Annotated in this window: 25 protein-coding genes, 1 tRNA gene and 1 pseudogene; 17 read left to right on the forward strand and 10 right to left on the reverse strand. The window is 60.4% G+C overall.

Annotated features, from left to right (window positions below):
* Positions 1-12: 12 nt before the first annotated feature.
* Entirely contained in the window at positions 13-1,287 is a 1,275-nt protein-coding gene (locus RTCIAT899_RS00430) for an ABC transporter substrate-binding protein (protein ID WP_015338244.1), read from the reverse strand.
* An 86-nt stretch (positions 1,288-1,373) separates the two neighbouring features.
* On the opposite strand from RTCIAT899_RS00430, the gene RTCIAT899_RS00435 reads away from it, so the two are divergent.
* Both RTCIAT899_RS00435 and RTCIAT899_RS00440 read left to right on the forward strand, forming a co-directional pair.
* Entirely contained in the window at positions 1,374-2,324 is a 951-nt protein-coding gene (locus tag RTCIAT899_RS00435; protein WP_051043171.1) for a helix-turn-helix domain-containing protein, read from the forward strand.
* 64 nt (positions 2,325-2,388) lie between these two features.
* A complete protein-coding gene (locus tag RTCIAT899_RS00440; RefSeq protein ID WP_015338246.1) occupies positions 2,389-3,159 on the forward strand; it encodes a TIM barrel protein in 771 nt (256 codons plus the stop codon).
* Positions 3,160-3,257: 98 nt separating this feature from the next.
* On the opposite strand, the gene copD is transcribed toward RTCIAT899_RS00440, so the two are convergent.
* On the reverse strand, positions 3,258-4,142 hold the full coding sequence (copD, locus tag RTCIAT899_RS00445) for a copper homeostasis membrane protein CopD (protein ID WP_015338247.1): 885 nt from the start codon (positions 4,140-4,142) through the stop codon (positions 3,258-3,260).
* Between the two features lie 351 nt (positions 4,143-4,493).
* On the opposite strand from copD, the gene RTCIAT899_RS00450 reads away from it, so the two are divergent.
* Positions 4,494-5,267, forward strand: a complete 774-nt coding sequence (locus RTCIAT899_RS00450; protein ID WP_041677144.1) for a metallophosphoesterase — start codon at positions 4,494-4,496, stop codon at positions 5,265-5,267.
* A 7-nt stretch (positions 5,268-5,274) separates the two neighbouring features.
* Here RTCIAT899_RS00450 and RTCIAT899_RS00455 read toward each other — a convergent pair whose 3' ends face one another.
* Together RTCIAT899_RS00455 and RTCIAT899_RS00460 are read right to left on the reverse strand one after the other, a co-directional pair.
* Positions 5,275-6,756 (reverse strand): NAD-dependent succinate-semialdehyde dehydrogenase, encoded by a 1,482-nt coding sequence (locus tag RTCIAT899_RS00455; RefSeq protein WP_015338249.1) that lies wholly within the window; start codon positions 6,754-6,756, stop codon positions 5,275-5,277.
* Positions 6,757-6,828: 72 nt separating this feature from the next.
* Positions 6,829-8,100: a 4-aminobutyrate--2-oxoglutarate transaminase gene (locus RTCIAT899_RS00460; RefSeq protein ID WP_041677145.1), complete on the reverse strand. Its 1,272-nt coding sequence runs from the start codon at positions 8,098-8,100 to the stop codon at positions 6,829-6,831.
* A gap of 221 nt (positions 8,101-8,321) precedes the next feature.
* Between RTCIAT899_RS00460 and RTCIAT899_RS00465 the strand changes: the two genes are divergently transcribed.
* From RTCIAT899_RS00465 to RTCIAT899_RS00475, 3 genes are all read left to right on the forward strand, one after another.
* Positions 8,322-9,152, forward strand: coding sequence for a MerR family transcriptional regulator (locus tag RTCIAT899_RS00465; protein WP_041677146.1), 831 nt, complete (start codon positions 8,322-8,324; stop codon positions 9,150-9,152).
* Between the two features lie 83 nt (positions 9,153-9,235).
* Positions 9,236-9,862: a ribonuclease D gene (locus RTCIAT899_RS00470; RefSeq protein WP_015338252.1), complete on the forward strand. Its 627-nt coding sequence runs from the start codon at positions 9,236-9,238 to the stop codon at positions 9,860-9,862.
* A 238-nt stretch (positions 9,863-10,100) separates the two neighbouring features.
* Positions 10,101-11,792 carry a hypothetical protein gene (locus RTCIAT899_RS00475; RefSeq protein WP_015338253.1) on the forward strand — a complete coding sequence of 564 codons (1,692 nt, stop codon included), beginning with the start codon at positions 10,101-10,103 and terminating at the stop codon, positions 11,790-11,792.
* 103 nt (positions 11,793-11,895) lie between these two features.
* On the opposite strand, the gene rpsA is transcribed toward RTCIAT899_RS00475, so the two are convergent.
* From rpsA to RTCIAT899_RS00490, 3 genes and pseudogenes are all read right to left on the reverse strand, one after another.
* Positions 11,896-13,599, reverse strand: coding sequence for a 30S ribosomal protein S1 (gene rpsA / locus RTCIAT899_RS00480; RefSeq protein ID WP_015338254.1), 1,704 nt, complete (start codon positions 13,597-13,599; stop codon positions 11,896-11,898).
* A 180-nt stretch (positions 13,600-13,779) separates the two neighbouring features.
* Positions 13,780-14,412: a (d)CMP kinase gene (gene cmk, locus RTCIAT899_RS00485; RefSeq protein WP_015338255.1), complete on the reverse strand. Its 633-nt coding sequence runs from the start codon at positions 14,410-14,412 to the stop codon at positions 13,780-13,782.
* Between the two features lie 25 nt (positions 14,413-14,437).
* Positions 14,438-14,647: pseudogene (locus RTCIAT899_RS00490) on the reverse strand (FMN-binding negative transcriptional regulator); the annotation flags it as partial.
* Positions 14,648-14,913: 266 nt separating this feature from the next.
* Between RTCIAT899_RS00490 and RTCIAT899_RS00495 the strand changes: the two are divergent.
* From RTCIAT899_RS00495 to RTCIAT899_RS00515, 5 genes are all read left to right on the forward strand, one after another.
* The gene (locus RTCIAT899_RS00495; RefSeq protein ID WP_015338257.1) at positions 14,914-15,294 is read left to right on the forward strand and encodes a TIGR02300 family protein; all 381 of its coding nucleotides are present in this window, start codon (positions 14,914-14,916) and stop codon (positions 15,292-15,294) included.
* 151 nt (positions 15,295-15,445) lie between these two features.
* Positions 15,446-15,521 (forward strand) — tRNA-Ala (locus tag RTCIAT899_RS00500).
* A gap of 184 nt (positions 15,522-15,705) precedes the next feature.
* Complete coding sequence (locus RTCIAT899_RS00505; protein ID WP_015338258.1) at positions 15,706-15,945, forward strand: GIY-YIG nuclease family protein; 240 nt, start codon at positions 15,706-15,708, stop codon at positions 15,943-15,945.
* A gap of 106 nt (positions 15,946-16,051) precedes the next feature.
* The gene (locus tag RTCIAT899_RS00510) at positions 16,052-16,774 is read left to right on the forward strand and encodes a YoaK family protein (protein ID WP_015338259.1); all 723 of its coding nucleotides are present in this window, start codon (positions 16,052-16,054) and stop codon (positions 16,772-16,774) included.
* Positions 16,775-16,846: 72 nt separating this feature from the next.
* The gene (locus RTCIAT899_RS00515; protein WP_015338260.1) at positions 16,847-17,656 is read left to right on the forward strand and encodes a YdcF family protein; all 810 of its coding nucleotides are present in this window, start codon (positions 16,847-16,849) and stop codon (positions 17,654-17,656) included.
* A gap of 47 nt (positions 17,657-17,703) precedes the next feature.
* Here the strand turns inward: RTCIAT899_RS00515 and RTCIAT899_RS00520 are convergent, their stop codons facing one another.
* Entirely contained in the window at positions 17,704-18,183 is a 480-nt protein-coding gene (locus RTCIAT899_RS00520; protein ID WP_015338261.1) for a hypothetical protein, read from the reverse strand.
* A gap of 140 nt (positions 18,184-18,323) precedes the next feature.
* Here RTCIAT899_RS00520 and RTCIAT899_RS00525 point away from each other — a divergent pair, with 140 nt between their 5' ends.
* Positions 18,324-18,959, forward strand: coding sequence for a trimeric intracellular cation channel family protein (locus tag RTCIAT899_RS00525; protein ID WP_041677753.1), 636 nt, complete (start codon positions 18,324-18,326; stop codon positions 18,957-18,959).
* 130 nt (positions 18,960-19,089) lie between these two features.
* Here RTCIAT899_RS00525 and irrA read toward each other — a convergent pair whose 3' ends face one another.
* Positions 19,090-19,506 (reverse strand): iron response transcriptional regulator IrrA, encoded by a 417-nt coding sequence (gene irrA / locus RTCIAT899_RS00530; protein WP_015338263.1) that lies wholly within the window; start codon positions 19,504-19,506, stop codon positions 19,090-19,092.
* Between the two features lie 297 nt (positions 19,507-19,803).
* Between irrA and fabA the strand changes: the two genes are divergently transcribed.
* From fabA to RTCIAT899_RS00555, 5 genes are all read left to right on the forward strand, one after another.
* Positions 19,804-20,319: a 3-hydroxyacyl-[acyl-carrier-protein] dehydratase FabA gene (gene fabA, locus RTCIAT899_RS00535; RefSeq protein ID WP_015338264.1), complete on the forward strand. Its 516-nt coding sequence runs from the start codon at positions 19,804-19,806 to the stop codon at positions 20,317-20,319.
* Between the two features lie 53 nt (positions 20,320-20,372).
* Entirely contained in the window at positions 20,373-21,596 is a 1,224-nt protein-coding gene (gene fabB / locus RTCIAT899_RS00540) for a beta-ketoacyl-ACP synthase I (RefSeq protein ID WP_015338265.1), read from the forward strand.
* Between the two features lie 4 nt (positions 21,597-21,600).
* Positions 21,601-22,407, forward strand: coding sequence for an enoyl-ACP reductase FabI (gene fabI, locus RTCIAT899_RS00545; RefSeq protein ID WP_015338266.1), 807 nt, complete (start codon positions 21,601-21,603; stop codon positions 22,405-22,407).
* 76 nt (positions 22,408-22,483) lie between these two features.
* On the forward strand, positions 22,484-23,062 hold the full coding sequence (locus RTCIAT899_RS00550) for a GNAT family N-acetyltransferase (protein WP_015338267.1): 579 nt from the start codon (positions 22,484-22,486) through the stop codon (positions 23,060-23,062).
* Positions 23,063-23,219: 157 nt separating this feature from the next.
* Positions 23,220-24,446 carry an acyltransferase family protein gene (locus RTCIAT899_RS00555; protein WP_015338268.1) on the forward strand — a complete coding sequence of 409 codons (1,227 nt, stop codon included), beginning with the start codon at positions 23,220-23,222 and terminating at the stop codon, positions 24,444-24,446.
* 39 nt (positions 24,447-24,485) lie between these two features.
* Here the strand turns inward: RTCIAT899_RS00555 and RTCIAT899_RS00560 are convergent, their stop codons facing one another.
* Positions 24,486-25,502 carry a class I SAM-dependent methyltransferase gene (locus RTCIAT899_RS00560; RefSeq protein ID WP_015338269.1) on the reverse strand — a complete coding sequence of 339 codons (1,017 nt, stop codon included), beginning with the start codon at positions 25,500-25,502 and terminating at the stop codon, positions 24,486-24,488.
* Positions 25,503-25,786: the final 284 nt, after the last annotated feature.

The following is a 25,786-nucleotide window of genomic DNA, read 5'->3' on the forward strand; positions in this document are numbered from 1 at the left end:
CGGCGGTGTCACTCATTTGGCGATCGGCAGACCCGTCGCCGAAGCGATCTGCTGAGCCGCATCGTCGAGCGCAGCCTTGCCGTTTGGATAGCCGCCGGCGAGATATTTCGTCTGGACAGCCTTGATGACTTCATCGGCGTCGCTGAAATACTGGGTGCCCGGGCTCGGGTGGATTTTCGGCAGAGTGGCGAGAATATCGGCCCAGACCTTTTGCCCGCCCCAATAGGGCTGCGGCTGATTGACGAAGGGATCCTGGACCGCCGTCAGCAGCGACGGCACGAGGCCGAAGGATTTCAGCATCGTCACCTGGCCCTCATTGGTGCCAAGTGTGTATTCGAGGAATTTCCAGGCGGCTTCCTTATGCTTTGATCCGCTGGCGATTGCGAGCGAAGAGCCGCCGAGATTGGCTGCATGCGGGCCGTCGGCCGTCATGCTCGGCATCGGATAGACGCCCCATTTGCCGGCAAGATCCGGCGAGGTGGAGCGGACCGTGCCTTCATACCAGCCGCCATAGAGCTGCGACGCCACCTTGCTTGCCGTGTTCGCCTGGATTTTCTCGTTCCAGTTCGCGGCGCTCATCAGGCCGGCGTCCTTGATCTCCTTCACCTTGTCCAGCGCCTTGACGCAAGCCGGTTGGTTGACGGTGATGCTTTGGCTGTCACCTGAAAAATAACCGCAGCCCTGTTCGTTGGCGAGCATGCGGAACCATTCGGTGTCGCCGTTGAGATCGGCCTGCGTCATGATCACGCCCGGATTGGCGGCGGAGATCTTCTTGCCGGCGGCAATGAAATCATCCCAGGTCTTGATCGTTGCTGGATCGACGCCTGCCTTTTCATACATGTCACGGCGGTAGAACATGGTAACCGGACCGGAATCCCATGGCATCGCATAGGCGGCATCGCCGACTTCAAGCTCGGCGCGCTTGAAATCCGGGAACTGCTTCTTCAGCTCGTCCTTGTAGCCGAGCTTCGTCAGGTCGGTCAGGCAGTCCGGAAAGCGGTTCCAGAAGATCGAAGCCTTGTGGTTTTCGATCGACATGACGTCGGGCAGCCCATCGCCGCCGGCAGCGCAAGCGGCCAGCATCTTGTCGAAAACCCCTGGGTTGCCGATGTCTTGAACCTCGACCTTGATGTCAGGATTTTTCTTGTTGAATCCCTCGACCGTCGACTTCAGCGCCGACGCGGCGATGTTCCAGCTCCATACGGTAATGGTGGTTTGCTCAGCAAAGGCAGATCCGGAAGCAAGCAGGGCAGCAAGTGCCGTTGCTCCAGCAAGTTTTAAACGCATTGAAAATCCTCCCTTTTCAATTGCCGTCCTCAGTAGAACACGCTTAAACTAGCCGCCGGTACGCTTCTGTCTCCTAAAAAGGGAACATCGACTTGGCGAAAAGTAAGGTGGGTCAAAGGGCGGTTTATCAGCCGGGTGCAAGCAGTGTCGAAGGGCTCCCAAACGTCCTGCAGATGTTTCATAACCAGCCGTTGCCGATGGCAAGCCCGCATTGGCACGCACAGGTGGAAGTCAATTACATTGTCCGCGGGACCGTGCACTACCGCATAGGCGATCACGAGCTTACTTTGCGAGCCGGCGAGATCTGTCTCTTCTGGGGTGGTCAACCGCATCAGCTGGACGAACTGTCCGACGATTCGATCTATGCCGGCGCGCATCTGCCGCTCGTCCATTTTTTCCGCCTGCGGCTGCCGCTTGATATCTCCGGCCGCCTCATTCGTGGGCAGGCATTGATAAGCTCGGCGACCGATGCCGCCGATGACGAGAACTTCGCGCGATGGCACCGCTATGTCATGTCCGAAGACGGTGCCAAGGCCGAACATGCCGTCGCGGAACTCCTCCTGCGTCTGGAGCGCATCGCTTTCGAGCCTTATCGCATGGTCCCGGAAAAGCCGGCGAATCCGGTGAATGAACAGGCTCATCCGCAATCCTCGCGCAGTTTGGCGCGCATGTGCGATTTCATCGCCGAAAATTTCCTGCATGACATCGATACGGTCGATATTGCCAAGGCAGCGAATCTCCATCCCAAATACGCCATGAACCTCTTCAAGAAATCGACAGGCATGACGCTGGCGAAATATGTGAGCCTGCTGCGCCTTTCGCGCGCTCAGGCGATGCTGATGCGCGATGGCGCCAATGTGCTGCAGGTGGCCATGGATAGTGGCTTCGGCTCGATCAGCGCCTTCAACAAATCCTTCCGTCACATTGCCGGCATGACGCCTTCCGATTTCCGCCGTGATATGCGCGTGCTCTCGGCGATGAATGTCGAAGCCATCAAGCCTTCGATGCCGCGGCTGCCACAGCAATATCATCGCTAGAGAGACTTGCCGTTGCGCATGATCTCGCGCATTGCTCCTGACCAAATCGAGGGAGGAGGATCTCATGCGACAGTTTTCGGCCTGTATCGAGTGGTTGTTTGCGCGCGATGGCGATGCTTTTGCGGATCGTATCCGTCTGGCACATGCGACAGGACTCGATGCGGTCGAGTTCTGGCACTGGACGAACAAGGATCTGGACGCAATTGCAGCTGCCGTCGCCGAAACCGGCATCGGGGTGTCCGGCATGGTGGCGGAGCCGATGATCGCGCTGACGAATCCGGCAAACAAAGAAATTTGGCTGAAGGGACTGCGGGAGTCCGTTGCTGTCGCCCAACGTCTCGGCGCGCCAGTTCTGATCGCGCAGGCCGGCGATGAACTGGCGGAATTTTCCCGCGCCGAGCAGCGCGCGGCCATCGTCGCTGCCCTTGGCGCCGGTGCTGACCTTCTAGAAGGCTCCGGCGTCCGGCTCGGCCTTGAGCCGCTGAATACGAAGATAGACCATGTCGGTTACTATCTGTCCTCGACGGCGGAGGGCCTTGATATTGTCGACGAGGTCGGCCGTCCGGAAGTGGGTATCGTCTACGATCTCTATCATTCTGCCGTCATGGGCGAGGACACGCAGCGGGTGATCGGCGATCGCATCGACCGCATCGTCCATCTCCATGTTGCCGATCATCCCGGCCGGAACGATCCCGGCACAGGCCATATCGATCTGGCGGAACGGCTGGATTGGCTGTACGCCCAAGGCTATCGCGGCAGGGTGGGCCTGGAATACAAGCCGACGGCACAAGATCCGGCGGCCGTTCGCGCCGTCGTGAAATCGCTCGGCGGTTAGAGCAATTCCAGGAAAAGCGCGTAACGGTTTTCCGTCAGGAATTGCGTAAAAACAAGGAGATAGAGCATTTTCGCGATTCGAAGAAAAGCGAAACGGCTCTAGACCGGCTCCATCATGCCAAAGACGGCGACCAGCGCGATAACGATAATGCCGATCACGATCTCGGAGATACTTCCGAGCCGGAGGGCCAGCAACGCCCCGTCCGGCTTGCGGCCGATCCAGGGAACGAAGACGTAGCGGTTGATGATCGCCAGTACGGTCATGACGGCAACCAGGGCGATCTTGATGGCAAGCAGCGTCTGATAGGGCGAAGACCAGTCCGTCGGCAGGCGTTTCAGGATCAGCAGCGTGCTGACGATGCCGGAGAGAATGACCAGTGCGACTGCAACGTGACCGGCATTGGAGAACCGGCGCAACGCCACTTGCGCTTCCGCCCTGCATTCCGGCCGGCCGAGAAGTTTGAGGATAGGGATCAGCGGCACCAGCGCCCCCAGCCAGCCGCCGCCGGCAAGCACGTGCAGGATATCATTGGCCCGGTGCACCTGCTGCATCCACCCTTCCAGCATCGAAGCGTGCCCGGTCAATGACAGCGAGGCAAGGCCGAGGCCGGCGCCCAGGGCAAGCCCATGGCGGCGCCGGCTCTGTGGCAGCAGCAAGGCGCAAATCATTGCGATGGCCGCCAGCATCTGCGCCTGCCAGGCGACCCCGACCGTGGTCTCGAAAGCCACTTCATGGATCATGCCGGCATCGAGCGCATCGCTCCAGCCATTGCCGATATTCGCCGTCGTCACCGGCAGCGCGGCCAGTGCCGTTAAAACCGCAACCACAACAATCAGCACAAACGGTTTTGCAATCATGCGCCAAACGGTGTCGGCAAGTGCTCTTGGTACGAGGAGAGAAAGATAGGCGCATGCGCCCCATAGAAGCATCAGGGATGCATCATGCAGAAAGCGGCAGAGTTGGAGCGCTGTCGTCGTATCCATCAGGGCTTCACGATAGGTTTACAGTCGCCATGAAGGGGACGTTCCAATTTGAGGCGGCAGACCTCGTGCCGAGGCCCCAACATCTGGGTTTCCAGGGTTGACGGCGGAAGGTCTCGCGCCAGCGTCGGTAGCGCGATAAGATTGCGGATACGCACTGTCAACTTTCTCCATGCATAAAGGTGCCGTTCGGGACGCTTTGCCGCAAGGCGGGTTGGTCCTGCAGGTTCGGTCCTGCTGCCAGAACCGTCACCAGCGATAATTTCCGCCTTACTGGCAAAGAATCGTCGCTTTTGAGTTCTTTTTGCAGACACAGTTGAGGCGTTCCGGGGTGTGCGCTCGAAAGGCAGTTTCATGGCGGCGTCCAGGATACGCGAAAAAGTGACCAATGGCTTCGGCCATCGTCGACGCCGGGAATGGCTCGAACACCTCGACATGCCCACCTACGTCATCGGCGATGTCCATGGGCGTTACGATCTCCTCAGCGCACTCGAGCGCAAGATCTTTGCCGACGCGGCTGGGCTTCCCGGCCGAAAGCTCATCATCATGCTGGGGGATTTCATCGATCGCGGTCCTGCCTCAGCGCAGGTCGTCAGTCGCCTGATGGCGCCGCCGCCGAACGGTTTTGACCGCATCTGCCTGACCGGCAATCACGAGATGGCGATGCTGTCCTACGTTGACGGCGAGATATCGCTTGAGGATTGGGTGGCGCTTGGTGGTGATGCGACACTCGCCTCCTATGGCGTGGATATCCCTCGTCTGCAGCAATTATATCCCAAGCGGAAGAAGCTCGATACGTTTATCCGAAGCTGGCTGCCGGAGGATCACGTCAATTTCCTGCGCCGACTGCCGATCCTGCTGGATACGCCAGAGGTGCTATTCGTCCATGCCGGCATCGATCCGGATCGGTCGATTGCCGATCAGCAGGACGACGACCTCGTCTTCATCCGTTCCCGTTTCTACGACAGCGCACAGCCGCTGCCGAAGCTGATTATCCACGGCCACACGCCGGTCCAGCGGGCCGAAGTCAACGGTCTCAGGCTCGATCTCGATACCGGCGCCTTTTTCAGCGACCGGCTGAGCGCGGCCCGCCTGTGGCAGGGCCGCATTCACATCACCTCGACCTGATAGCTGGCTACAGATTGCCGATGCAGAGATATTTCATTTCCAGATAGTCGTCGGCGCCATGGCGCGAGCCTTCGCGGCCGAGGCCGGATTGCTTGATACCGCCGAAGGGTGCCGTTTCCGACGACATCAGGCCGGTATTGATGCCGACCATGCCATATTCCAGCGCTTCCGCGACGCGCCAGACTTTCTTCAGGTCGCCGGCGAAGAAATAGGCGGCAAGGCCGAATTCCGTATCGTTCGCCTGGGCGATGACATCCTCGACGGTGTCGAAGCGGAAGAGCGGTGCCACCGGGCCGAATGTCTCCTCGCGGGCGACCTTCATGCTACGGTCGACGCCAGTCAGGATCGTCGGCGCGAAGAAGGTGCCGGTGCCCTCGATGCGCTTACCGCCGAGGACGACGCGCGCACCCTTCGAAACAGCATCCCGAACATGGTCTTCGGCCTTTGCGACACCCTGTTCGTCGATGAGCGGCCCAACCGTTACACCCGGCTTGAAGCCGTCACCAACGGAAAGTTCGCCCACCTTGGCGGCGAGCTTGGCGGCAAAGGCGTCATAGACATTGGATTGCACATAGATGCGGTTGGCGCAGACGCAGGTCTGCCCGGCATTGCGATATTTCGAAGCCATGGCGCCTTCGACGGCGGCATCGAGATCGGCGTCGTCGAAAACGATGAAGGGCGCATTGCCGCCGAGCTCGAGGCTGACCTTCTTGATCTGGTCGGCGCACTGGCGCATGAGGATGCGGCCGACTTCCGTCGAGCCCGTGAAGCTGATCTTGCGCACCTTCGCATTACCGCAAAGCTCGCGGCCGATCGCCGGGCCATCGATGCCGACAATGATGTTGAGCACGCCTGGGGGAATGCCTGCCTCCTCGGCAAGCACGGCAAGCGCGATCGCCGTCAGCGGCGTCTGTTCGGCCGGCTTCGAGACCACGGTGCAGCCGACGGCCAGCGCCGGCGCGATCTTGCGGGCGATCATGGCCGCCGGGAAGTTCCAGGGCGTGATCGTGCCGACGACGCCGACCGGCTGCTTGATGACGACCATGCGCTTGTCGTTGGAGGGGGCGGGGATGGTTTCGCCATAGATGCGTTTAGCCTCTTCCGCATACCATTCGACATAGGAAGCGGCGTAGAGAATCTCGCCTCTGGCTTCAGGAAGCGGCTTGCCCATTTCGGCGGTCAGGATTGCCGCCAGCTCATCGGCATTGGCGATCATGAGATCGAACCATTTTCGTAAGATTGCTGCCCGCTCTTTAGCCGGACGGGCGGCCCAGGCGGCCTGGGCGATATAGGCGGCATCGATGGCTGCGGTCGTCTCGGCGGCGCCCATATCGGGCAGCGTCGCGAGCACTTCGCCGGTGGCGGGATTGACGACATCGAATGTTTTCGTTGCCCCGCCAGCCGTCCAGGCGCCGTTGATATAACCGGCGGCGCGCAGGAAGCGCGAGGAGAAAGGCACATGCTTGGTCATTGCCGTTGTAAAGGACATGCTATGCACTCCGACAGGTTTCACCCGGCTGGCCGCGCGGGCGGATGATTAAGAAAATGCTGATGGCGGCGATTAGCGGGCGGCGCTTGCCTCCAGCAGCGATGCCTCGAGAATGTCGAGCGCTTCGCTGAAGACGCCGTCCTGAATGGTGATCGGCGATAGGAAGCGGATGACATTGCCGTAAACACCGCAGGTCAAAAGGATCAGGCCCTTGTCGAGCGCGATCAGCCGCACCTTGTTGGCGAAATCCGCGCTCGGCAGCTTCGTCGTCGCGTCGTTGAATTCAACCGCATTCATGAAGCCGGGGCCGCGGATATCGACGATTTCGGGTACCTTGTCGCGCAGCGATTCCAGTCGCTGTTTCAGGCGCGAGCCGAGCTGATTGGCGCGGTCGCACAGACCCTCGTCGGCGATGACGTCGAGCACGGCATGGGCAGCCGCGATGCCGAGCGGATTGCCGCCATAGGTGCCACCGAGGCCGCCTGGAGCGGGTGCATCCATGATTTCGGCTCGGCCGGTGACGGCGGCGAGCGGAAAGCCGCCGGCAAGGCTCTTTGCCATGGTGACGAGATCGGCCGCCACCTCATGGTGGTCCATCGCAAACATCTTGCCGGTGCGCGCAAAGCCGGTCTGCACCTCGTCGGCGATCAGGAGAATGCCATGCTGGTCGCAAATCTCGCGCAGTGCCTTCATGAAGGCCGCCGGCGCCGGATAGAAGCCGCCTTCGCCCTGCACGGGCTCGAGGATGATCGCGGCCACACGCTGTGGATCGACATCGGCGGCAAACAGCTTCTTCAGTGTCGCCAGCGACTGCTCGACACTGATGCCGTGCAGCGGCACCGGGAAGGGTGCATGGAAAACATCGCCCGGCATCGGGCCGAAGCCTATCTTATAGGGTGCGACCTTGCCGGTCAGCGCCATGCCCATGAAAGTACGGCCGTGGAAGCCGCCACCAAAGGCGATGATGGCGGAGCGGCCGGTGGCGGCGCGGGCGATCTTGACGGCATTTTCGACCGCTTCGGCACCCGTCGTCACGAAGATCGTCTTCTTGGCGAAATCGCCGGGAACGATCGCGTTCAGCCGCTCGGCCAGATGCACATAGCTCTCATAGGGTACGACCTGATGGCAGGTATGCGTAAAGCGGTCGAGCTGTTCCTTGACGGCGGCAATCACGCGGGGATGGCGATGGCCTGTATTCACCACCGCAATGCCGGAGGCAAAATCGATATAGCGATGCCCTTCCTTATCCCAGATTTCCGCATTTTCGGCACGGTCGGCATAGATCTGCGTCGTCATGCCGACGCCGCGGGAAATGGCGGCGTTCTTCCGCTCGGTCAAGGTCATTGCAGTGGCTCCCACAAGGTGTTTTCGAATTATCTTGCAGAAGTTCTGCAAGTTATTTACAAAACTCCTACATTTTTCCTGTAGGATTTCAAGCGGGATTTTGTGAGGGAGACAAGAATGAGCCGAAGGCTGGCAGGAGGTTGCCGCTTTCCTTTAAGGCGCGCTAAGTCGCACAATCCGTGCTAAACGGATCGAAAAACGATAATCAGGGATCTTGGCGAATGAGCAGCATCGAGCCGGAGCGATATCCAGTGCGCTATAAGGTGGCGGAAGCGGCGCGTCTTGCCGGCGTGTCGGCCTCCACGCTGCGGCTATGGGAAAGCCAGGGGCTTGTGGTTCCCCCCCGCTCCGAGACCGGGCACCGGCAGTACAGCGCCGAGGATGTGGCGCGACTGAAGCGTATTGCATGGTTCCGCGCCGAACGTGGCCTCAATCCTGCGGCGATTCGCGAAGCGCTCGAGACGGAGGAAGGTGGTGCCGCCGGATTGGAAAATGGCGAGCAACCGGCCTCCTCCGATATCGGCCGCCGGCTCCGGTCGCTGCGCCATGCCGCCGGCAAGACGCTGGAGCAGGTCGCCGCCGACATGGGCATAACCTCCTCGACGCTCTCGACCCTGGAACGCACCTCGCAAGGCGTCAGTTTCAAGACCCTGCATGATCTGGCTGATTATTATGGCACGACGGTATCGCGCCTGTCCGGCGAGGAGCGGGAGGATGCTTCCGCACTCGTTCGATCCGGCGAATGGCGTGCCTGGCCGGCAACGACGCCGGGCGTCACTGTCCAGCTTCTCGCCGAAGGACGGACGATGATGGACTGCCATCGCTTCGTGCTCGCACCTGGTGCGACCAGCGAGGGTGCCTATCGCCACGAGGGCGAGGAGTTCATCCATGTGCTCGCCGGTCACCTGGAGCTGGTGCTCGACAGCGATCAGTTCTTCGATCTCCTGCCGGGCGATTCCCTTTATTTTGAAAGCCGCCGCTATCATTCCTGGCGCAACCGTCATGACGGTGAGACCATACTGCTCTGGATCAACACGCCGCCGACATTTTGAGCGGTGCCGGTATGGTTCTCATCCTCTCCGTTCTATAGAACGGATGAAAAGCGAATTCAGAACGACAGAGCCGGGAGAATCTCATGGCTGCCACCATCCGTTATCACGAAGGCGATATTTCCACTGAGGATACCGCCCGCTACACCGGCGCGATAGCCATCGATACCGAAACTCTCGGCCTCGTTCCACGCCGTGACCGACTTTGCCTCGTGCAGCTTTCGCCCGGCGACGGCACGGCTGACATTATCCGCATTGCGGCTGGCCAGACGCAGGCCCCCAATCTCGTCGCCATGTTGGCCGACCCGACGCATCAGAAGATTTTTCACTATGGTCGCTTCGACATCGCCGTGCTGTTTCACACCTTCGGCGTCACCACGACACCCGTCTTCTGCACCAAGATCGCCTCGCGCCTCTGCCGCACCTATACCGACCGTCACGGCCTGAAGGACAATCTCAAGGAGATGCTCGAGGTAGATATCTCCAAGGCGCAGCAATCGTCCGACTGGGCGGCGGAAACGCTGTCCCCGGCGCAGCTCGAATATGCCGCCTCCGACGTGCTTTATCTGCATGCGCTGCGCGAGAAGCTGACGCAACGCCTGCTGCGCGATGGCCGTATGGACTATGCGGACGACTGTTTCGCCTTTCTGCCGACGCGCGCCAAGCTCGACCTCCTTGGCTGGGAAGAGGCGGATATCTTCGCGCATAGCTGATTGCTTCGCTTTCAGCGCGAAATCCAGGAGGCCGGTGTCGCGGAAGTGGCATTGGCCCTTTTATTTAGGGATCTGTTAAGGACTCGACTGCTATTCTGCGGATGATTTCCAGTTCTGCGCGTTCGCGCCTCGCCAATTCGGTCATCCGGCGCTAGGAAATCCACAGGCCGCATGAGCGGACCTCGATTGAACCTGCTTCCCGCTTCCATCGTCGTCTTGCCAGACAAAGGAGCATGTCATGTTGCTTCCCGTTGGTGCCGTGTCCGCTGTGGGTGTGTCCGTTGAGAAGCCGATTGTCGCGACGGCCGAGACCTCCGGGCTTCAGACGACGGCAACGCCGCTCGCCGTGCTGTCGAGCACCGTCAACGCCAGCGTCGAGGGCAAGTTGAACATGCTGCTGGTCGCGGCCCGCGAACGCATGCTCGACAGTCTGCTTTCCGCGATCGATGCCGCCAGCAAGGTGGTCAATGTTTCCCGTGAGCCGGGTGAGAGCAATACCGCCTATGCGCAACGGGTTGCCGCCGCAATCCGCAGTCTGACGCCGCCGCAACTCGCTGCCGCGCAGCAGCGAATGGATGCGCAGATGAGGACGCCGGTATCCTTGCCGCTTCTGGCAGCGGCATTGCAGGATCCGGAAAGCCCGCAGGCGGTGCAGCTGGCTCTCAGCCTGGAGCAGGCGTCGGTCACCGAGCCGGACGCGGTCCTGAAGGCGGTCGTCAATTCCTATGGGCAGAATGCCGGCAAAGTGGAAACGCCAACTGCGCAGGGACCGACATCGGCTCCGTTGCAGAAAGCGGCTGATTTGGCTGCTCTCGCGACGGCGCTTGCAGCTGCCGCAGAAGAACCGGCCTCCGCTATGCCCGCATCTGCGCCTGCGGCCGCCACGCCACCGCCGGCTCAGCCTGCTGCACAGCCGGCACCTGCGGCGCAGCCGAGGCTACAATCTGGCATGTCCGTACAATCTCAAGCCGCGCCGGCTGTTGCTCAGACGGCCCAGGCGCAGACGGTTGCGCAAAACGCTACCGTCGCCGCCCCGCAATCCGCGCCTGCCAGTAGCGGTGCCGCTGCCCCTGCGGCCGTCACTGTCCAGCCTTCCGCGCTCGCTTCTCTTGTCGATGATCTGACCGCGAGCGTGCTGCTGACGGCGATCGCCGCCGAAGCCGAACTCCCGACTGAAGTCGCGCTGATCCGGTCGCCGCTCGCGCCGCCGCCGGTGCCGCGCGATATCCAGCAGATAGAAGCCGACATCAAACAGGGCCTGCAGGTCGTCATTAGCGCGCCCGCGATGGCGACCGGTTCCGATCTTCTTCAGATCATCAACAATCCCTCTTCTTCCGCAGAAAAGATCATCGCCCAAGCGCTGACCGGCAATGCTGCTGCGCAAGGCTCATCCGCGCAGCCGCCGACCGTCAATGAAGGCCTCAAGAGCTCGGTCGCGGCGGCGGCCATGCCGGTATCATCGACGGAAGGACCCGAGGCATCCGACGCTCTTGCTCTCGCTTCCGGCAAGCCGACGTTGCAGACGTCGCCTGTAACGCTGATGGCGGGGTATGAGGCTGCGGAACAGACGGCAATGTCGGCGCCCCTGCCGCTCGGCGTTCCCTTCGTCGTGGCGAATTATCTGCCGGCAGACGCCCCCGCCAAGAACGGCGAATCGAAATTGCTCAATCGCGTCGATCCCGTCGGCGATGAGGAGGGTGGACAAGCTCAGGACGAGGAGAGCCGGCAAGGTCAGGATGAAGAGCACGCCGATGCGGAGGAAGCATCGGCAAAGTCAGAGGGCGAGGCATCTGACGAAGCGGAAGCTGGCCCGGCCTCCGCGAGGGATGATAGCGTCAGGCCGGAGCTCGTTGCCTTGCCGCAGCCTCTGCGCGACCCTCTGCACGACCACGCCTTCGATTTCTACCGGCGCATGGTGGCCTGGGAATAGATAGCTCGCAACCGACAGGCGGCAGGTACCACTGCATGACGGACAAAGAAAAACCCGCCGGGTCGCTCCGGCGGGTCTTTTGTTTCCAGGCGTCTACCGAAGATTATTCGGCGTTGCGGTTCTTCAGAGCCGCACCCAGGATGTCGCCGAGCGAAGCGCCCGAGTCGGACGAACCGAACTGAGCAACGGCTTCCTTCTCTTCTGCGATTTCCAGAGCCTTGATGGACAGCATGATCTTGCGGTCCTTCTTGGAGAAGTTGGTGACGCGAGCGTCGACAACCTGACCAACCGAGAAACGCTCAGGGCGCTGCTCGTCACGGTCACGCGACAGATCGGCGCGGCGGATGAACGAGGTGATGTCTTCGTGGTTGACGAGCTTCACTTCGATGCCGCCGTCGTTGACTGCGATGACTTCGCAGGAAACGACTGCATTCTTGCGCAGGTCGCCGGAAGCGGCTGCGTCGCCGACTGCGTCCTTGCCGAGCTGCTTGATGCCGAGTGAGATGCGTTCCTTCTCGACGTCAACGTCGAGAACGACAGCCTTGACGACGTCACCCTTGTTGTACTCTTCGATAACCTGCTCGCCCGGACGGTTCCAGTCGAGGTCGGAGAGGTGAACCATGCCGTCCACATCGCCGTCGAGGCCGATGAACAGGCCGAATTCGGTCTTGTTCTTGACTTCGCCTTCGACTTCGGTGCCAGCCGGATGGTTGCGGGCGAATGCTGCCCACGGGTTTTCCAGCGTCTGCTTCAGGCCGAGAGAGATACGACGCTTGGTCGGATCGACTTCGAGAACGACGACTTCGACTTCCTGGCTCGTGGACAGGATCTTGCCGGGGTGAACGTTCTTCTTGGTCCAGGACATTTCCGAGATGTGGATGAGGCCTTCGATGCCCGGCTCCAGCTCGACGAACGCACCGTAGTCGGTGATGTTCGTGACGGTACCGGAGATCTTCTTGCCTTCCGGATACTTGGCCTGGATGCCATCCCACGGATCGCTCTCGAGCTGCTTCATGCCGAGCGAGATGCGGTGGGTTTCCTGGTTGATGCGGATGATCTGTACCTTGACCTGCTGGCCGATGGACAGGATTTCCGACGGATGGTTCACACGGCGCCATGCCATGTCGGTGACGTGCAGCAGGCCGTCGATGCCGCCGAGGTCAACGAACGCACCGTAATCGGTGATGTTCTTGACGACGCCGTCAACAACCTGGCCTTCTTCGAGGTTCTGAACGATTTCAGAACGCTGCTCGGCACGGGACTCTTCCAGAACCGTACGACGCGAAACGACGATGTTGCCGCGGCGCTTGTCCATCTTGAGGATTTCGAAGGGCTGCGGGTTGTGCATCAGCGGGGTAACGTCGCGGATCGGACGGATGTCGACCTGCGAACGCGGCAGGAAGGCGATGGCGCCATCCAGATCGACGGTGAAGCCGCCCTTGACCTGGTTGAAGATGACGCCTTCGACGCGCTCGCCAGCTTCGAACTTGACTTCGAGCTTGATCCAGCTTTCTTCGCGGCGAGCCTTTTCGCGCGACAGAACGGCTTCGCCAAGCGCGTTTTCGATACGCTCGACGTAGACTTCGACTTCATCGCCAACCTTGAGCGTGCCGTCCTTGGCGCGTGCACCGAATTCCTTCAGCGCGATGCGGCCTTCGACCTTGAGGCCGACGTCTACAACGGCGACATCCTTTTCGATGGCGGTGATGATGCCCTTGGTGACGTAGCCTTCAGCCAGATCGTTCTTGGCAAAGGATTCTTCGAGAAGGGCCGCGAAATCTTCGCGAGAGGGGGAAGTTACAGACATAAAATCTCCTGGCGTGTCCCGATCATGCAATCTGGACACTGATGCGCCGGTGGTTCGCGTTGAACAGGCCTGACCCCAGTCCGCCTCCCTTCGGGAAGCTATCCGGCGCTTGGACGGAATGTCAGGCTATCTTGAAATCGGCGGTTTCCGGCGCGAGGCGCGCGAAAGCCGCTCATATTTTCAGGCATTTCGGCTTAGAGCGGCGTCGATGATCGATTTCGCCGTCTGAAACGCCGCTTCTATACTCATTTCTGAGGTATCTAGCAAGTGCGCGTCTTCAGCTGGTTTCAAAGGGCTGTCGGTGCGTCCCATATCGCGCTCGTCGCGCCGTTTCACATCCTCGAAAATGGCGTCGTAATCGGCGCTGCCGCCGGCTTCGACGATTTCTTCGTAGCGCCGCTTCGCCCGCACTTCGGCCGAGGCCGTCACATAGAGTTTTACCGGTGCGCCCGGGCAGACGACGGTGCCGATATCGCGGCCGTCGAGCACGGCGCCGGGCGTCTTTTCGGCAAAACGGCGCTGCGCCTCGACCAGCGCCCGGCGCACGGCCGGCATGACGGCGATCTTTGAGGCGGCCTCGCCGATCTCATGTCGGGACAAAACGGCCCGGTCGAGCCCGGCGAGATCGACCTTGCGCGCCATGCCTTCGGCAATCGCTTCGTCGTCGAGCGGAAGTCCGGCATCGAGCAGCGCTTTGGCCGTGGCGCGATAGGTGAGGCCGGTGTCGAGATGATGATAGCCATAGGCTTCGGCGATCCGGCGTGCCAGAGTTCCCTTGCCGGCGGCCGCTGGTCCGTCGATGGCGATGATCATGTCTTTTCCGTCCCTAGCCGGTCTCTCATTGTTTGCTGTAGCGACGCACCAGTTCGGCCATTTCCGCCGCCGCCGTGCGATCGATCGCCGAAAGGCCTTCGGCAAGGCCCTGTCGGTCTGCCAGCGGCCGGTTCTGGCTCACCTTCCATTTGCCGTCAATCGTCTCGATCTCGATTTCGATGCCGACGATGCCTTTCATCTGGGCTGCGATGAATTCCGGCAGCGCTCCTTCCACGGTCTACGGCTCAGTGCGCCTGGGCCTCGGCGTGCCTGGGCCATTGCATTTTCCAGGTGAGCATCTCCTCGACGGCCTCCCGCTTCGTAGAGCCCTTTGGTAAAGGCCCGCCGACCACTATACTAAAACCCTACGCAAAGCGGCGTGAACTTTAGCTTTGACAGAAACGGCCGCAACGATTAAGGGGACCGGCTGATATTTCCCTTAAAACGCCGGCTTCCCCGGCATTGCCGAATTTTCATTCGGCCATTCATGAGGCTTTGACAGTGGCGAAAGCGGAACTTGGAACAAAACGTACCGACCCCGATACCGGCAAGAAGTTCTATGACCTGAACCGGGATCCGGTGGTCTCGCCCTATACCGGCAAGTCCTGGCCCTTGTCCTTCTTCGAAGAAACCTCCGCTTCCAAGGAAGTTCCGGAAGAGGACGAAGTGGCCGAAGTCGATACCGAAAACACGGAAGTCGAACTGGTATCGCTCGAAGATGCCGACGAGGCTGCAAGCGGCGACGACATTCCGGATATCGGCGATGACGATGTCGAAATCGGCGACGATGACGACGATACCTTCCTCGAAGCCGACGAAGATGAAGACGATGACGACATGAGCGACATCATCGGCGTCACCGGCGACGAAGACGACGTCTGATCTGAAAGACGATCGGCCCGGTGAAAGAAAAAATTTCCCGGGCCGAATTTTTCGGCTTGCTATCTGTGAAAACCACAAGTAATAAGCCGCCACCCCGACGGGCGAAGCGCTCGGAAGGGACCCAGGGCCGGTAAAACGGCACCATCTTGATGGGGCTATAGCTCAGCTGGGAGAGCGCTTGCATGGCATGCAAGAGGTCAGCGGTTCGATCCCGCTTAGCTCCACCAGCCTTCGCTCTCCGAGCTTCGGCTCGGCAAGCCAGTAGACGAAGGCTGTCGCGCTGAAGTTACGCAGTAACGAAAGCGGACTTTCTCCAAGCGGACTCAATGAACTAAACTGGAAGATAGTTTTGTACAACTGGTCGATAATGTATCGGTTGTGTCAACGTTGCTATTAGCTATCATGCGGTGCATGAAGTACGTCTATATCCTTCAAAGCCATGATTTTCCTGATCGTTACTATATCGGCGTGACTGGAGACTTGAAAGCTCGCCTGGCGAAGCACAATGCCAGAGAAGTGCCTCATACATCGAAGTATGCGCCGTGGTCGGTCAAAACCTACATCGGCTTTTCCGATGAGGCGCAGGCGTTCGCATTTGAAAAATATCTCAAATCCGGATCGGGTCGCGCCTTTGCCAGGAAGAGATTGTAACTGCGCTTTGGAGAGACGCCCTCCGTTGCAAACCGGCGCTATAATCCTCCGCATCCCCCCAACTTCATGCTAACCTCCAATCCTCGTAACCCACCCCGAATCGCCCATGACCAGACAGCGCCGCCGTCGTCTTATCAAGACCCGCCGTACCGTGACGGGGTTTCTGCTCGTTGCCTCGATCGCCTTTCTGGCTGGGATGACCGATGCCGTCGGCTTGATGCTGACGGGGAATTTCGTGTCCTTCATGACCGGCAATACGACACGGGCGGCGATTGCCCTCGGAATGGGCGAGTTCGGCCATGCGGCTGTGCTGTTCTCGGCCATCCTGACATTCATCATCGGCAACGCGCTCGGGATCGTCGTCGCCCATGCGGCGGATCGGCGGGCTTTCGTGGTGCTTGCCTGCGTCAGCGTCCTTCTGGCCGCTGCCGCGGGCTTTGCGGAGCCGTCGCTGGTTCTGGTGCAGTTCTATCTGGTGGTTCTTGCCATGGGCATGGTCAATGCCACGGTCGAGCATATCGAAGGCCTGCCGATCGGCCTCACCTATGTTACCGGGGCGCTGTCGCGCTTCGGGCGTGGTCTTGGCCGTTTCCTGCTGGGGGATCGGGATTTTCTCTGGACGGTGCAGATCGTGCCCTGGAGCGGCATGATCTCAGGCGCCATTATCGGAGCTCTCCTCGCCCGCGCCTTTGGCGCACACGCGCTCTGGCTGGTGTCGATGGTCGCGCTTGTCCTGGCGCTGTCGACGCTTTTCATCCCCCGTCCGCTGCAGCGTCGCTTCAATCAGCGCTTCGCGGCGTCGCCGCCGCTGGCACGGAGGGCGAAATAGCCACATTGCAGTGCACAAAAATCTGCTAGGGAGTAAAGCGAATCGTTTTGCCGACAAGCGTAAGGATGTGCCGTGTTCGTTTTTTCGAAACTTGTCTGGATCTTCGGTCAGCCGCTGTCGCTGGCCTTCTTGTTTGTCCTGTTGGCATTCATCGCCGCACTGCTGCGCTGGCGAGCAACCGTCATCACCTCGGCGTTTCTGTCGGCGCTGATCCTGTTTGTCTCGCTTTATACGACGGCCGGCGCTTATGTCGTTCAAACGCTCGAAGAGCGCTTTCCGCATCCTGCCGCCGATCCCGCCGATCTCAAATGCATGATCGTTCTCGGCGGCGCCACGCAGAACGAGGTGACGACGGTCCGAGGCGGCTACGAACTCGATTCGGCCGGCGATCGCCTGATTGAAGCGCTGCGTCTCGCGCAGAAATACCCGCAGGCGCGCATCGTGATCTCGGGCGGCGACGGCTCGATCGGTGGCACCTATGAGGGCGATGCCGTGATTTCCGAGCGCTTCTTCACCGCGCTCGGCATTCCGACAAGCCGTATGGTCGAGGACAAGACCTCGCGCACCACCTTCGAGAATGCCGTCAATACGAAGGAGCTGCTGGTGCAGAACGGTCTTTCGGATTGCCTGCTCATCACTTCGGGCTTCCACATGCCGCGCTCGATGGGCCTTTTCCGCAAGCAGGGCATCAATGTCGCGCCCTGGCCGGTCGACTATCGCAGCACCGGCAAGGAAAGCCTCGGCTTCGATTTCACACAGCCCTCGCGCAATGCGCAACTGCTGGCGACCGGATTGCGTGAATGGGTCGGTCTGGTCGGCTACTACGCCGCCGGCCGCACCTCAGCACTCTACCCCGGACCGTACGACGTGTCCGGACCGTAACCACCTGTCTGGGCCGTAACAAACGGTCCGTCCTTTGTTGAAATTGCTTATTTCTTCGAGATCGTGACGAATTTGGTGCCGCGCACCCTGACGGTGATTTCGCAGACCACCTCGCCGTCCTTGCGGTCGCAGAAGCGCGGATGCATCTTCATCACCAGAACCATATTGCCGAAGCGCTGGATGAAATCATAGCCGTAGATCTTCGCCGTGGCGATCATCAGGTAACCGCCTTCGGCCACCTGGACATAGAAATTGTAAGGGCAGCCTTCGTCCGTGCAGTAGGGTCCCTTTTCGCCCTTGCAGGTGATCTCGCCTTCATTGATGACGATATCCATCAGCTTGTCGTTGTTGATGTCCTGCTGGGTGGCGAATTTGTCGCCGAAGCCCACCTGGCCGTCGCAGCTCTTGGTGAAGTGGTCCTTTTCGAAGGCCACGGGGTCCTGCAGGATCGATTGCTGCGCCTCCGCCACGGCGGGCATGACCACGAGAGCGAAGAGGTTGAGGATTACGATCAGCAGGGATTTCACGGGGGATTCCTTTTCGAAGCGCCGTTACGGTCGCGATAACAGCCGCAGCCGCTGCGACATCTTTGCACGCGCCTGCTTGCGCGGCCCTTGCCGTCGTGATTCATTTCGGAAAAATCGCGGGCGTTCCGCTGGAGTTTTCGATGTCGCTTCTCTCATTTCTTGATTATGCCGGCGTCGCCCTTTTTGCCGCAACCGGCGCGCTCGCGGCCTCGCGCAAGCAGCTCGATCTGATCGGCTTCCTGTTCCTGGCGGCCGTCACCGGCATCGGCGGCGGCACGCTGCGCGATATCGTCCTCGGCCGCGTGCCGGTCTTCTGGGTGCTGAACCCGACCTATATCATCATCTGCGCCGTGGTCGGCGTCCTGGTCTTCTTCACCGCGCATCTCTTCGAATCGCGCTATCGGCTGCTCATCTGGCTCGATGCGGTGGGGCTGTCGGCCTATTGCGTGATGGGGGCAGCCAAGGGCATGGCGGCGACGGGTTCGCCCACCGTCGCCATCGTCACCGGTGCGCTGACGGCGACCTTCGGCGGCATTTTACGTGATCTATTGGCAAACGAACCTTCGGTGCTGCTGCGTCCGGAAATCTATGTGACCGCTTCGCTCGTCGGCGCCGGCGTCTTCACCGCCGCCAATGCGACGATGCTGCCGCTTTATGCCTCCGCGGGGCTGGGCGTGATTGCGGCCTTTGCGGTGCGCGGCGGCGCGCTCTGGTTCGGCTGGACCTTTCCGACCTATCACCATAAGCCAGGCCGGCATCCGGACGATGTGATGTAGTGGGGAGTGGGAGGCAATAGGAATTAGGCAGTAGGCAATAGTGGAAGTCTGGAAGACAATTCTACTGCCTACTGCCTACTGCCTACTGCCTACTGCCTACTGCCTACTGCCTACTGCCTACTGCCTACTGTTATCGCTTGCGGCGCAGGCGGATCACCACGTCGACATGGGCGATTTCCATGCCCTGCGGCGGCTCGGGCAGATTGTCGATCGTCAGGTTACTGATCGGAATATCCAGCACCTCGTTGTGGCCTTCCACGAAAAAGTGATGGTGATCGGAGACATTGGTGTCGAAATAGGTCTTGGTGCTTTCGACGGCGAGCACGCGGATCATGCCGGCTTCGGTAAATTGATGCAGCGTGTTGTAGACGGTGGCAAGCGAAACCGGAACGCCGGCGGCAACGGCTTCCTCGTGAAGCTCTTCCACGGTCAGATGGCGGTCACCCTTGGCGAAAAGGAGGTCTCCCAGTGCGATCCGCTGCCTAGTCGGCCTTAGGCCCACATTACGCAGCCTGGTTTCGATCGCGATTTCGGCATGTTCTGCCATCCAGGGACTCCAGATTCCTGATCTCTATAATTCTTTACTAAGCCATATAACTTTTGCCTTGATTGCTTTCAATAGTTTCCGTGGGGTGGGAAGGTGCTCAAAAGCCGCAAAAAACGGGCTTTTGCCGCATTTGGCTCTGGTAGCGGCTCTGGCGTTCCTGTATGCGACCACCACATAATGGCTAGTGCCTTCGATCGAACGGATGAATGAGCGTCCAATGCTTTCGCTTCATTTTCTGTCCATCTTGCACTAAAGCTTCACATCCATCGGCATTCATGCGGGGGAAACGGAATTTTTATGACGACGAGACAATCCAGCTTCAATTATGAGGAAATCCTGTCCTGTGGCCGCGGCGAGCTGTTCGGCCCGGGCAATGCACAGCTTCCCCTGCCGCCGATGCTGATGGTCCATCGCATTACAGATATTTCCGAAACGGGCGGGGCCTTCGACAAAGGCTATATCCGCGCCGAATACGACGTGCGCCCCGATGATTGGTACTTTCCCTGCCATTTTGCCGGTAACCCGATCATGCCGGGCTGCCTCGGCCTCGACGGCATGTGGCAGCTGACCGGCTTCTTCCTCGGCTGGCTAGGCGAGCCCGGTCGCGGCATGGCGCTTTCGACAGGCGAAGTGAAGTTCAAGGGCATGGTTCGTCCGGACACGAAGCTTCTCGAATACGGCATCGACTTCAAGCGCGTCATGCGCGGCCGCCTCGTCCTTGGCACCGCCGACGGCTGGCTGAAGGCCGATGGCGAGACCATCTATCAGGCGACGGACCTGCGCGTGGGCCTGTCCAAGGACAAGGTTGCCTGAACCGCGGCATCGCCGCCTCCACAAAGACAGATGTTTTAGAAAAGGTCATCGACATGAGACGGGTAGTTGTTACGGGTCTGGGTATTGTCTCTTCGATTGGAAACAATGCTCAAGAAGTGACCGCCTCGCTGCGCGACGCCAAATCCGGCATTTCCTTCTCTCCTGATTTCGCCGAGCATGGCTTCAAGTGCCAGGTCTGGGGCGCACCGAAGATCGATACGACCGACCTGGTGGATCGCCGCGCCATGCGCTTCCTGTCGCAGGGCGGTGCGTGGAACCACGTCGCCATGAAGCAGGCGATCGCCGACAGCGGCCTCGAGGAAGGCGATATCACCAACGAGCGCACCGGCATCATCATGGGCTCTGGCGGCCCCTCGACCCGCACGCTGATCGAGGCGGCCGACATCACCCGCAAGAACAACAGCCCGAAGCGCATCGGCCCCTTCGCGGTGCCGAAGTCGATGTCGTCGACCGCCTCGGCAACGCTTGCGACCTGGTTCAAGATCCACGGCGTCAACTACTCCATCTCGTCCGCCTGCTCGACCTCGGCGCACTGCATCGGCAATGCCGCCGAAATGATCCAATGGGGCAAGCAGGACGTCATGTTCGCCGGCGGTCACGAGGATCTCGACTGGACCATGTCGAACCTCTTCGACGCCATGGGCGCCATGTCCTCCGACTTCAACGAAAACCATCCTGAAACCGCCTCGCGCGCCTATGACGCCAAGCGTGACGGCTTCGTCATCGCCGGCGGCGCCGGCGTGCTGGTTCTGGAGGAGCTGGAGCATGCCAAGGCTCGCGGCGCCAAGATCTATGCCGAAATCGTCGGCTACGGCGCCACCTCCGATGGCTATGACATGGTTGCACCGTCGGGCGAAGGTGCCGTGCGCTGCATGCGCCAGGCGCTCGCCACGGTGAAGGGCGATATCGACTACATCAACACCCACGGCACCTCGACGCCGGTGGGCGACAGCAAGGAAATCGGCGCGATTCGCGAAGTCTTCGGCGACAAGATCCCGCCAGTCCAGTCAACCAAGTCGCTGACGGGCCATTCGCTCGGCGCGGCGGGCGTGCAGGAATCGATCTATTCGATCCTGATGATGCAGGAGCGCTTCATCGGCGAAAGCGCCCATATCACCGAACTCGATCCGGAATTCGAAGGCGTGCCGGTCGTGCGCAAGCGTATCGACAATGCCAAGTTCGATATCGCTCTTTCGAACTCTTTCGGCTTCGGCGGCACCAACGCCACGCTCGTATTCCAGCGCTACAACGGATAAGGCAATGACGGGAATTATGCAGGGTAAGCGCGGCCTCATCATGGGCGTCGCAAACAATCATTCGATTGCCTGGGGTATTTCAAAGGCGCTGGCAGCCGAAGGCGCGGAACTGGCTTTCACCTTTCAGGGCGAAGCTCTCGGCAAGCGTGTCAAGCCGCTGGCGGCCGAAGTCGGCTCGGATTTCATCCTGCCGTGCGATGTCGAGGATCTCGCTTCGGTCGATGCCACCTTCTCGGCGATCAGGGAACGCTGGGGCAAGCTGGATTTCATCGTCCACGCCATCGGCTTTTCCGACAAGAACGAGCTGAAGGGGCTTTATGCCGATACCACGCGGGAGAATTTCACCCGCACCATGGTGATTTCCTGCTTCTCTTTCACCGAGGTCGCCAAGCGTGCCGCCGAACTGATGACGGAAGGCGGCAGCATGCTGACGCTGACCTATAACGGTTCGACGCGCGTGATCCCGAACTACAACGTCATGGGCGTCGCCAAGGCGGCCCTCGAGGCTTCCGTCCGCTATCTCGCGGCGGACTACGGCCCGCGCGGCATTCGCGTCAACGCCGTCTCCGCCGGCCCGATCCGTACGCTTGCCGGGGCCGGCATTTCCGATGCCCGCGCCATTCTCTCGTGGAACCAACGCAACGCGCCGCTGCGCAAGTCCGTCACCATCGACCAGGTCGGCTCGTCGTCGCTCTATCTCCTGTCGGATCTTTCGGCCGGCGTGACCGGCGAAATCCACTTCGTCGATGCCGGCTACAACATCACCTCTATGCCGACCTTGGAAACGCTGTCGAGCGCGGATACGGAATAAGCTCCCGATCTCAGTCGTGTCCTCCCGGTTTTGCCGGGAGGATCGAATTTCCGGATATCCTTCCAGAGGATTCCCGATGACGTCTAACGACGCAGAACTTTTGGCATCGACTGATCGCCTCGTCCTCCGCCGCTTTGTGCCTGAGGATTTTGTCGCCTACAGCGCCTATCGCTCCCTGCCGGAAATCTATCGCTTTCTTTACCGCGATCCTCCCTCGCCCGAAGAGATGAGGGAGCGTTTCGATACCAGCCTGAACTCCCCTTTCTCCGAAGATGGGGATACTCTGCGCTGCGCTGTCATTCGGCGGGAGGATGGTGCTTTGGTGGGTGACGTCAGCCTGACATTCGCAAATAAGGCCGCACTTCAGGCCGAGCTCGGCTATACCTCCAACCCAGCCTATGCCAGAAAGGGCTATGCTACCGAGGCGGCGGAAGCCATGATTACCCTCAGTTTTGAAAAATTCGGCTTTCGCAGGATCTTTGCACGGCTGGATGCGAAAAATGCCGGATCCATTGGGGTTGTTGAACGCCTCGGTCTGCGCCGCGAGGCCCTTTTGATCGAAAGCGATCGCTTCAATGGCATATGGGGCGACGAATGTGTCTATGCCGTGCTGAGCCGCGAATGGGCCGCAAGAGCGCCGAATCGGGCGCGTTAACCGCCATTCAATAAGATTTTACGAAAATTTTAGGTTAATTCTATCTTGCCGGGGATGGCCCGTTACGGCTGGCCGGAATTCCGATACAAGGCAGGCAATCAACAGTATTTCCTGCATGTCCATCGGTATTCACCAGCCATTTACGGGAACCCCAGCCGTGAACACCATAACTGTTGCCAGTTCCAAGCCGCTCGATCCACCGGACGAGGCGGCACCGCTCGAAGCCGCCGCCACCCCAAGGACATTGGGACCGGATCTATTGCGGGCGCTTGCCATTCTCCTCGTCATGCTCGTGCATCTGCCGGTGGAAGCGACACCGCTGCCGCTCGCCGGCATCAGGCCCTACGGCTGGATCGGCGTCGACATCTTCTTTGTGCTCAGCGGCTATCTCATCGGAACTCAGTTGATGGCGGAAGCCGCGCGCCGCCGCGCCGTCGACTTCAAGGCCTTCTATCTGCGCCGGGCGTTCCGTATATTGCCGGCTTTTCTGCTCGTGCTTGCCGTCTATACATTCTTCCCGTCCCTGCGCGATGCGCCAACGATGCAGCCTGCCTGGCGGTTCCTGACCTTCACGGTCAATTTCGGGCTTGACCCTCGTTTGGGCAGCGCATTCACCGAAGCCTGGTCGTTGAGCGTCGAGGAGCATTTCTATCTCGTTCTGCCGGTTCTCGTCGTCCTGCTCAAGCGGCGAGCGACGGCCGGTCTCGTCGCCCTTCTGGTCGCAACGATCGTGATCGTCGGCATCGGCCTGAGGTTTGCGCTCTGGCAGAGCAATGTCGGCCCGATTGCCGAAATGCAAATCTACAGGGAGGCCTTCGCCGTCTATCTCAGGGACGTCTACTACCCGACATATAACCGGTTGGACGGACTGACCTTCGGCGTCGTTCTGGCGGCGATCCGGCTGTTCAAGCCGTTGCTGTGGGAACGGTACATGCCGCCCCACATCGCGCTCGCTATCGGCGGCACGCTCGTGATGGCGGCGCTCGTGATCTTTTCCGTCCGCGGGCCGCTCGCCGAAGCCAATCTGCCGCTGGTGTTTCAGCCTCTTGCAGGTGCGGTCGTCGGCTTTCCGTTGTTCTCGGCGGGCGTGGCGTTTATTCTCGGCGCGTTGCTGGACCTGCAGCCAAGGATCGGGCGCTGGCACCTTCCAGCCATATCAGGCGTCGCGACGCTCTCCTACAGCCTCTACCTCACCCATAAGGGCATCTACCATCTCGACCAGATGGTGTTCGGCAAGGACAATCTTCAGGGGCTGTCAGGCTTCGTCATCTATCTGGCCACCTGCTTCATCGTGGCGGCGACGCTCTGGTTTCTCGTCGAAAGGAACTTCCTGCTCCTGCGGGATCATCTGATGCCCCGCGCACGTCGCGCCGACGAAGCCTGATCCATAAAAGAAAGGCGGCCATCTGACCGCCATCCTTCCTTACTTCTTTGCCCAAAGCACCTTATAGCGGGCATTGCGGCAGGTCTCGCCGAACTCCTTGAAGTGTTCCGCCAGCACCGGCTCGTAGGGCAGGCCGCGATTGGCGACCAGCATCAGCCGCCCGCCGCCACGCAGCGCCGAGGCGGCTGTCTTGATCATCGCCTGGCCGAGCGAAGGCTCGGCGGCGTGGCCCTCGTGGAAGGGCGGGTTCATGATGATCAGGTCGTATTTGTCCTTGACCGGCTCGCTTGCCAGATCGTGCCAGAAGAAGCGCTGGGCGACCTTCGGGCAGTGCGAGAGCAGATTGGCGCGTGCGGCCTCCAGAGCGCCGTAATGGGCCTCGTAGAGGTCGATGCGCTCGATCCTCGGTGATTTCGTTGCGAGCTCGACCGAGAGATAGCCCCAGCCGGCGCCGAAATCGGCGGCATCGCCGGCAAAATCGGTCGGGAGGCGCGAGGCGAGCAGTTCGGAGCCGGCATCGACACGGTCATGGGAAAACATGCCGGGCGCCGTGGTGAAGCTGTCGTCGACCAGTGTCGCCGGCTTCGAGAGCTGCGCCGTCAACAGCTTGATATCGGCAGGACGCGCAAACCAGAAGGCCACGCCATGATATTTGGGCATGTGCTCGATTTCGAGCCCGAAGGCCTCGACGCGCTTGCGCAGCGGCTGAATGCCGTCTTCCTTGCCGCCGGCAACGACGATGAGGCCGCCTTCCTTAACGCGTGCCAGCGCTTCGGCGATATGATCCTCGTTCTCGCCCTTGTGCTTGCCGCAGAGCACCAGGGCGCCGTCGTAGCCTTCACCCTCGATCTCCGGCGTCACGTTGATGCGTTGCGCCTGCAGCTGGCGATAGAAGGGGCGGAAGCCTTGGACGGCCGAAAGCTCGGCAGCAAATCCCTCCGGCAGCGCAAAGCCCGCCTCGGCGCCGAGAAACAGGATCCGCTCGCCCTCGCCGGGTGCGTCGACAGTGCCGGAGGCAAAGGGATGGAACAGGGTCTTCAGGGCATCGCGGCTCATGGGCGTGGTCTCGTTATTGTTTCATCGGTTGGGCCTGCGGGCAGATGTCTGTCCTTGTGCTTGCCCCTTACCCTAGCCCTCTCCCCGTTGGGACGGGGAGAGGGGACGACGGAGCAAGACAACATGCCTCTTAGAGAGGAGGTCGTTATCGAGCACTGTCAAATTCCCTCTCCCCGCAATGCGGGGAGAGGGCTAGGGTGAGGGGCTGGGCACGCAGTTTCAGCGAAAGTGTACGGCGGCATTCAACATAAAAAGGGCGCGGAAGAGATCCCGCGCCCCGGAAC

Origin of the sequence: Rhizobium tropici CIAT 899 (genome assembly GCF_000330885.1) — a bacterium.
In the GTDB taxonomy this organism is placed as follows: domain Bacteria; phylum Pseudomonadota; class Alphaproteobacteria; order Rhizobiales; family Rhizobiaceae; genus Rhizobium; species Rhizobium tropici.

Coding starts and splice junctions, on each gene's coding strand:
- RTCIAT899_RS00465 (WP_041677146.1), top strand. CDS start 8,322: ATGAGCAGCATCGAGCCGGAGCGATATCCAGTGCGCTATAAGGTGGCG.
- cmk (WP_015338255.1), bottom strand. CDS start 14,412: ATGATCATCGCCATCGACGGACCAGCGGCCGCCGGCAAGGGAACTCTG.
- RTCIAT899_RS00430 (WP_015338244.1), bottom strand. CDS start 1,287: ATGCGTTTAAAACTTGCTGGAGCAACGGCACTTGCTGCCCTGCTTGCT.
- irrA (WP_015338263.1), bottom strand. CDS start 19,506: ATGGCAGAACATGCCGAAATCGCGATCGAAACCAGGCTGCGTAATGTG.
- RTCIAT899_RS00560 (WP_015338269.1), bottom strand. CDS start 25,502: ATGAGCCGCGATGCCCTGAAGACCCTGTTCCATCCCTTTGCCTCCGGC.
- RTCIAT899_RS00460 (WP_041677145.1), bottom strand. CDS start 8,100: ATGACCTTGACCGAGCGGAAGAACGCCGCCATTTCCCGCGGCGTCGGC.
- RTCIAT899_RS00475 (WP_015338253.1), top strand. CDS start 10,101: ATGTTGCTTCCCGTTGGTGCCGTGTCCGCTGTGGGTGTGTCCGTTGAG.
- RTCIAT899_RS00470 (WP_015338252.1), top strand. CDS start 9,236: ATGGCTGCCACCATCCGTTATCACGAAGGCGATATTTCCACTGAGGAT.
- RTCIAT899_RS00510 (WP_015338259.1), top strand. CDS start 16,052: ATGACCAGACAGCGCCGCCGTCGTCTTATCAAGACCCGCCGTACCGTG.
- fabI (WP_015338266.1), top strand. CDS start 21,601: ATGACGGGAATTATGCAGGGTAAGCGCGGCCTCATCATGGGCGTCGCA.
- rpsA (WP_015338254.1), bottom strand. CDS start 13,599: ATGTCTGTAACTTCCCCCTCTCGCGAAGATTTCGCGGCCCTTCTCGAA.
- RTCIAT899_RS00450 (WP_041677144.1), top strand. CDS start 4,494: ATGGCGGCGTCCAGGATACGCGAAAAAGTGACCAATGGCTTCGGCCAT.
- RTCIAT899_RS00525 (WP_041677753.1), top strand. CDS start 18,324: ATGTCGCTTCTCTCATTTCTTGATTATGCCGGCGTCGCCCTTTTTGCC.
- fabA (WP_015338264.1), top strand. CDS start 19,804: ATGACGACGAGACAATCCAGCTTCAATTATGAGGAAATCCTGTCCTGT.
- RTCIAT899_RS00440 (WP_015338246.1), top strand. CDS start 2,389: ATGCGACAGTTTTCGGCCTGTATCGAGTGGTTGTTTGCGCGCGATGGC.
- RTCIAT899_RS00455 (WP_015338249.1), bottom strand. CDS start 6,756: ATGTCCTTTACAACGGCAATGACCAAGCATGTGCCTTTCTCCTCGCGC.
- RTCIAT899_RS00550 (WP_015338267.1), top strand. CDS start 22,484: ATGACGTCTAACGACGCAGAACTTTTGGCATCGACTGATCGCCTCGTC.
- fabB (WP_015338265.1), top strand. CDS start 20,373: ATGAGACGGGTAGTTGTTACGGGTCTGGGTATTGTCTCTTCGATTGGA.
- RTCIAT899_RS00505 (WP_015338258.1), top strand. CDS start 15,706: ATGAAGTACGTCTATATCCTTCAAAGCCATGATTTTCCTGATCGTTAC.
- copD (WP_015338247.1), bottom strand. CDS start 4,142: ATGGATACGACGACAGCGCTCCAACTCTGCCGCTTTCTGCATGATGCA.